We start from the raw sequence: 6,302 nt of genomic DNA on the forward strand, positions 1-6,302 counted from the left end.
CTGATTCATGCGACGTCGGCCATCATTCTGATCCACGCCATCCTTATCCATATGTATATGGCGTTCTGGGTGAAGGGGTCGATTAAGGGAATGATTGAAGGCAAGGTGAGCCGCCGCTGGGCGAAGAAACACCACCCGCGCTGGTATCGCGATGTCGAACGCCTGGAAGCGATGAAAGAGAGTCGTGAAGGGATGAAGTAAGCCTTCACGGCGCGAAACCCGCTCCGGAGATGTCGGAGCGGGTTCCCGGCAGTCAGCAGTTCGTGATAAGTGTATCGATTGAATCGATAACGCCCTGGCGCGCATGACTCAGATTGCAGACGAAATCCTGTGGCGGGATCCGTTTATTATTTAAGCTACTGATCATTGGCGTACAAGTAAAAAGCTGTCAAATTCTATATTTATCCTTGGTACGACATGCTGATGCCAGCGTGGTAACTGTTGTGGTCGAATTAAAGGAATAATGACTCTCGTGGCCAGGTCTGCATATTAATCATTCTGCACGATCATATAATATGGCAGGGTTTTATTTGTCTGAGCAGAACAATTTCGATAAACATTGAATTGTTCAAGCATCATAGCACCCTGAAAAATTCATCATCAGTAAGAGTGCCTCCTTTTGCAATAAATTCATTCATTGCGGCAATGAATTCCTTGTGCTGTCGCTGTTTATCCGCTTCTCGTAAATCCTTACCTGGCTGTTCTGACGCCTTCTGGACGGGTACGTCAGTGGGTCTTTTACGTAGCGTATTACTTTTCATCATAGGCTCCTTGCGGTTTGTTCTGTGATTATTTACTTTACCCACTAAAAAATAAATACCAGCAGTAAGTTTAATATTTATTTTGCGAGACAGCTTCCAGAGGGAAGTAACAGCCTGAAATATTCATGGTTATGGTAATAAACCTGGCGCTGGCATTAACCAGCGCGACGGGAAATAATCAAAACTTCTCTGGAATGAAGCGGAAAGGAAAATTAGTCTGTTTCATTTTGCCAATTTTGCGCTTCGGCAGCGTCACAGGCTCCACCGGTAAAGCTTCATAGGGGATCTGCGACAGCAGATGGGTGATGATATTTAGACGCACGCGCTTTTTATCCTCCGAGCGGGCGACGAACCACGGCGCCCAGGCGGTATCGGTGGCGGCGAACATGGCGTCGCGGGCAGCGGTATATTCATCCCAGCGGTTGAAAGACTTAATGTCCATCGGCGAGAGCTTCCAGATTTTACGCCCGTCGTCGATGCGATCCCGCAGACGGCGCTCCTGCTCCTGCGGAGAGACCTCCAGCCAGTACTTGAGCAGAATAATGCCCGATTCGACCATGCCGCGCTCCACCATCGGCGCGCCGTCGAGGAACTTCTGCACCTCCTCCGGCGTACAAAAGCCCATCACCCGTTCGACGCCGGCGCGGTTATACCAGCTGCGATCGAAAATCACGATTTCGCCGGCCGCCGGGAGATGCTTGATATAGCGCTGAAAGTAGAGCTGGCTTTTTTCGCGCTCGGTGGGCGAGGGTAAGGCGACGACCCGAAAGATACGCGGGCTGACGCGCTCGGTGATGGCCTTAATGGTGCCGCCTTTCCCGGCGCCGTCCCGGCCTTCAAAGACAATGCACACTTTCAGTCCTTTGTGCACTACCCAGCGCTGCAGTTTCACCAGCTCAACGTGGAGTTTGCGCAGCGCTTTCTCGTACGCTTTGTTGTCGAGCGGCGCGATTTTTGCCGCCGTGTCGACCGGATTACCGCTTTTCTTGTTGCCCATCGCCATGCTCCGTGTTGCCGAGGTATCCCTTTGAAGTGTAATCCTCCCCCGGCGAGGCGGTGGAAAATTATTCGCCGGGTTTTCCCGCCAGGATGACTTCCAGTCCCACCCGCTGCCCCCACGACAGCTCCAGGGTGTTACCGTCCGGGTCGGCAAAGAAAGCGAAATAGCCCACCGGATCGCCCAGCTGCTCCGGCTCCCGGCGTAAAACACCTTCCCGCCGTGCGAGGGCCACTTTCTCATCGATCTCGGCCTGGGTGGCGCAGGCGACGCCGAGATGGCCGAACGGTCCCAGCGGCGTATCGGCCGGATCGTCACTTTGCACCAGCACCAGGGCGAAAGGCCGGGTGCGGTCGCTGAGCCATGCCACTTTCCGCGCCGAGGGGAGGTCGGGCTCGCGCTGGTGAATGACGGTCATCGCGGTATAGCGGGTATAAAAATCGATGCTGCTGGCCAGACAGCGGACGGTAAAGGCGACATGAGTAAAACCGACATCAACACTATGCATGGATAATTCTCCCAAGGTGAACGATGTTTTGACTTTACAACCTCAAGTTAACTTGAGATCAATGAGGTGTTTATCTCTTTGAGCTCACTGATTTTGATAGGGGATTGTTACTGCGAAACCACGCCGCCGGTATGCCACGCGGCTGGGGAACATGAACGAATCAGGCTGTTGTATGGAGGAAACTGCCGTCGGGCGTTTTTAGCTGGTGTGTCGGGGCGGGATGGTAAATAATGCCGGCCGGCTCTCAATATCCCTATAAGATGTATGAAAAAACGATTTTTCACTGGCGCTGGGCACCTTTGGACTTGGCATGGCGGAGTTTGGCATTATGGGCGTGCTGCCGGATATGGCGCACGATGTCGGAATATCCATACCCGCCGCCGGCAATATGATTGCCTGGTATGCCTTCGGCGTGGTGATCGGCGCGCCGATCATGGCGCTGCTCTCCAGCCGGTTTTCCCTGAAATCGGTGATGCTGTTCCTGGCTGGCCTGTGTATTCTCGGCAATACCCTGTTTACCTTCTCCAGTAGCTACGCCATGCTGGCGCTTGGCCGGCTGGTTTCCGGGTTTCCCCACGGGGCGTTTTTTGGCGTCGGCGCGATTATCCTGTCGAAAATCGCGCCGCCGGGGAAGGTGACCGCCGCGGTGGCGGGGATGATTGGCGGCATGACGATCGCTAACCTGGTTGGCGTCCCGGGTGGCACCTGGCTTGGGCATCACTTCAGCTGGCGCTATACCTTTGCGCTTATCGCGGTATTTAACGTGGCGGTATTTCTGGCGATCTTCTGCTGGGTGCCCACGCTTTATGACCGGGCCAGCACGCGGCTGCGCGAGCAGTTCCGTTTTCTGGCCTCCCCGGCGCCGTGGCTGATTTTCGCCGCCACCATGTTCGGTAACGCCGGCGTGTTTGCCTGGTTCAGCTATATCAAGCCCTTTATGCTCAATGTATCCGGCTTTGCTGAAAGCAAGATGATGCTGATTATGATGCTGGCGGGGCTGGGAATGGTGGTCGGCAATCTGTTCAGCGGCAAAATTTCCGGGCGCTACAGCCCGCTGCGCATTGCGGCGATGACCGACGGGGTCATAGCCGTGACGCTGCTGCTGATCTTTGCCTTCGGTGAACACAAAGTCGCTTCGCTGGCGCTGGCATTTCTCTGCTGCGCGGGACTATTCGCCCTGTCAGCGCCGCTGCAGATCCTGCTGTTGCAGAACGCCAAAGGCGGCGAGATGCTGGGGGCGGCCGGGGGACAGATCGCCTTTAACCTCGGCAGCGCCATTGGCGCCTTCTGCGGCGGAATGATGATCGCCCAGGGCTTTGGCTGGAACAGCGTGGCGCTCCCCGCCGCCGCGCTGTCGTTTCTGGCGATGAGCGCCTTGCTCATCTATGGCTGCCATCAGCGGCGACAAGCTTATTAACGACGCCTACTCACGCCAGGGTTCGCCCAGGGTCAGCATCAGGCGGTTGGCCCAGGCGAAAAAGGCCGCGGACTGCAGCAGATCCAGCTGGGCCAGAGTATCTAAGCCCTGCTCATCAAGCGCCGCCAGATGATCGGCGTTTAATGCGGGTGGCGTCACCGATAGCGCGGCGGCGGCGTCGATTTCCGCCTGCCAGCGCGGCGATTGCCCGTCGCGCAGATCCTCTCCCGGCGTCACCGCCAGCAGCGTGTCGACGGCGGTCTCGTCCTTCGCCAGCTGCGCCGCTTTGCGGGCATGCACCGAGGCGCAGTAAATACAGCCGTTGATTTTACTGGCGACCGTGGCGGCCAGCTCGCGTTCGGCGCGCGGCAATCCTCCCGCGGTATAGAAAATGCCCTTATCGGTCAGGGTCCGCTGCTCCAGCACCGGCTGGTTGCGCGCCAGCAGGCGAAAGTAGGGGGAGTCGCTATGGCCATATTTGGCCAGAATCGCCTGTTCTTCAGCGTTGAATTCCGCCAGCGGTTTATCGGCCAGCCAGGGTTCCCAGTGCAGCTCGTCGCGGGTGAAGCGAACCGGGGCCGCTTTGCCGCTCTGCGCGTACGGGGTGGTATGCCAGTATCCGGCGACCAGCGGCGTATCTGCGCTGACGATGGGCTTATGGTTGAGCGCCCGCAGGCCCAGCAGCAGTCGGCTCTGGAAGCTGACAAAGGCTACCAGCTGCGCCAGGGTGACGATGCCCCGCAGGCTCCAGCCCGCGCTGGTTAAGGTGTGCAGCGCGCCGGGAGTGGCTTCAACGGGGGTGAAGGTGAGCAGGCGGGCAAAGGCCAGCGCCGGGACCAGACGATCGGTGGTCGGATCGGCGAGGCCGAAACCGGCATAGTGCGCCGCCAGCGCGTCCGCCTGGTGCAGTTTCGCCACCTTTGCGGCCACCGCGAAGCGTTCATCAAGAGGAAAGTCAGCGTCCTGCTGGCGGAACAGCACTTCATAACTTCCCTGGGCGTGACGGGTGGCGGCATCGCGGACGGCGCGAGCCTGAACGAGCGGGGAACCGGGGGCGATCTCCGCCAGTTCGGCCAGAATATCCTGACTCAGCGTCATGGGGACTCCTTATCTGATGTGGGGGGCAATATGCTGAGCGATCAGCTCAATGGAACGCAGCGTATCCCGGTGCGAAGGCTCGACCGAGTGCACCTGAAACGAAATATCGGTGGCGCGGGCCAGCACGCTGTCCTGCGCCAGGGAGGCAATAACATGCTCAGGATCGCCAACGTGGGCATCCAGCTGTTGCAGATAGTCGGTGACACTGTCACCTTCTATCGTATGACCCGCCGCCCGGTGCTGAGTTGCCTGCTTGCGCAGACCGGGCTCGGCGACCTGCAGGGCGTGGGCGAGACTGTCGGCGACGAAGGCGGTGCGCGAGGCGAGGATCCGCGGCGCAACGCCGTCCGGCAGCGCCGCCAGGTAGGCGTCGATGATCGGGTTCTGAATGGCGTCCAGCGGCAGGCGTGGCTCGCCGGGCGGCCGTGGCTGAGTGCGGGACAGCATCAACCCGTGTCCCGCCTGACCGGCGCGGATAGCGCCCTCCGCCGAGAAGGTGGCGATCCAGATACGCTCCGCCAGCTGCGGCGCCGGCGGATAGAGACGGTTGTCCGGGTGGCTCAGCGTGTCGCCGCGCCAGGCGCTATGGATCAGGTGCAGATGGTCGGCAAACGCCGCCCCGCGCTGCTCGCTGGTCAGGCCGAAGGGCAGAAACGAGGTTGGCGTGCCGCCGGAGCCAAAACCCACCTCCAGACGTCCGTCGGTGAGTAAATCCAGTACCGCTGCGTCTTCGGCGACGCGCAGCGGATTTTCCATCGGCAAGGTGATAATCGCTGTACCGAGGCGGATCCGGTCGGTCTGCGCCGCGACGTGGGCGAGAAACACCAGCGGTGAAGGCAGGCCGCCTTCCTGTTCATGAAAATGGTGCTGGGCAATCCATGCGCTGTCGAAGCCCAAACGCTCCGCGTGGCGGATCTGTTCGGCCGCCAGCCGGTAGCGCGTTTGCGCGGAGCCCTGATCGAGCAGACGGGTAAAAAAACCGAGGCGTTTTGGCATTATGCGTTCTCCGTGTGGGCCTGTGCTAAGCGGGGGGAAATCTGGGGAATGGCGGCGATCAGTTCGCGGGTGTAGGCCTGCTGCGGGGCGGCGAACAGGCGGTTTACGTCGCCATGCTCCACCACCTGGCCGGCGCGCAGCACCGTGACGCTGTCGGCGATCCGCCTGACCGTCGCCAGATCGTGGGTAATGAACAGGTAGCTCAGACCCAGCTGCTGCTGTAGCTGCTGCAGCAGGGCGAGGATCTGCGCCTGAACGGTGACGTCGAGCGCCGAGGTCGCTTCGTCAAGGACCAGTATCGCCGGCTCGAGGATCAGCGCCCGGGCAATCGCCACCCGCTGGCGCTGGCCGCCGGAAAGCTCCCGCGGCGTACGCGACAGCAGCTCGGGGGCCAGGGCCACCCGGGCGGCAACGCTCTCCACACGCTGGCGACGCGTCGCCGCGCTGAGGCGCTCAAAGTTTTTTAACGGCTCTTCGATAATCGCAAACAGCGTCTGGCGCGGGTCGAGCGAAGCGAAGGGGTTC

The 6,302-nt window shown here is 59.7% G+C and carries 7 protein-coding genes and 2 pseudogenes; 2 read left to right on the top strand and 7 right to left on the bottom strand.

Annotated elements, in window-relative coordinates; translation table 11 throughout:
• Positions 1 to 201, top strand: a pseudogene (locus HMPREF1024_RS21160) (formate dehydrogenase cytochrome b556 subunit); the annotation flags it as partial.
• Positions 202 to 253: 52 nt separating this feature from the next.
• Here the strand turns inward: HMPREF1024_RS21160 and HMPREF1024_RS32040 are convergent.
• From HMPREF1024_RS32040 to HMPREF1024_RS21145, 4 genes and pseudogenes are all read right to left on the bottom strand, one after another.
• Positions 254 to 579: pseudogene (locus tag HMPREF1024_RS32040) on the bottom strand (CcdB family protein).
• Positions 576 to 761 carry a hypothetical protein gene (locus HMPREF1024_RS21155; protein ID WP_004175994.1) on the bottom strand — a complete coding sequence of 62 codons (186 nt, stop codon included), beginning with the start codon at positions 759 to 761 and terminating at the stop codon, positions 576 to 578. The pseudogene HMPREF1024_RS32040 and the gene HMPREF1024_RS21155 overlap by 4 nt, the downstream one beginning before the upstream one ends.
• Positions 762 to 939: 178 nt before the next feature.
• A complete protein-coding gene (gene ppk2, locus HMPREF1024_RS21150; protein WP_004180084.1) occupies positions 940 to 1,758 on the bottom strand; it encodes a polyphosphate kinase 2 in 819 nt (272 codons plus the stop codon).
• Between the two features lie 67 nt (positions 1,759 to 1,825).
• Positions 1,826 to 2,266, bottom strand: a complete 441-nt coding sequence (locus tag HMPREF1024_RS21145) for a VOC family protein (RefSeq protein WP_004176000.1) — start codon at positions 2,264 to 2,266, stop codon at positions 1,826 to 1,828.
• Between the two features lie 283 nt (positions 2,267 to 2,549).
• Here HMPREF1024_RS21145 and araJ point away from each other — a divergent pair, with 283 nt between their 5' ends.
• On the top strand, positions 2,550 to 3,683 hold the full coding sequence (araJ, locus tag HMPREF1024_RS21140) for an MFS transporter AraJ (RefSeq protein ID WP_032451318.1): 1,134 nt from the start codon (positions 2,550 to 2,552) through the stop codon (positions 3,681 to 3,683).
• A gap of 6 nt (positions 3,684 to 3,689) precedes the next feature.
• Here araJ and HMPREF1024_RS21135 read toward each other — a convergent pair whose 3' ends face one another.
• The 3 genes from HMPREF1024_RS21135 to HMPREF1024_RS21125 form a co-directional block, all read right to left on the bottom strand.
• Positions 3,690 to 4,781 (bottom strand): alkylhydroperoxidase domain protein, encoded by a 1,092-nt coding sequence (locus HMPREF1024_RS21135; RefSeq protein ID WP_009307781.1) that lies wholly within the window; start codon positions 4,779 to 4,781, stop codon positions 3,690 to 3,692.
• Positions 4,782 to 4,790: 9 nt separating this feature from the next.
• Entirely contained in the window at positions 4,791 to 5,777 is a 987-nt protein-coding gene (locus HMPREF1024_RS21130) for a putative FMN-dependent luciferase-like monooxygenase (RefSeq protein WP_004151236.1), read from the bottom strand.
• Positions 5,777 to 6,302: ATP-binding cassette domain-containing protein (locus HMPREF1024_RS21125; RefSeq protein ID WP_009307782.1), on the bottom strand; the 526-nt coding region annotated here is incomplete at its 5' end. The genes HMPREF1024_RS21130 and HMPREF1024_RS21125, both read right to left, overlap by 1 nt.

The sequence above is a fragment of the Klebsiella sp. 4_1_44FAA genome (assembly GCF_000238715.1).
GTDB classification, from domain to species: Bacteria; Pseudomonadota; Gammaproteobacteria; order Enterobacterales; family Enterobacteriaceae; genus Klebsiella; species Klebsiella pneumoniae.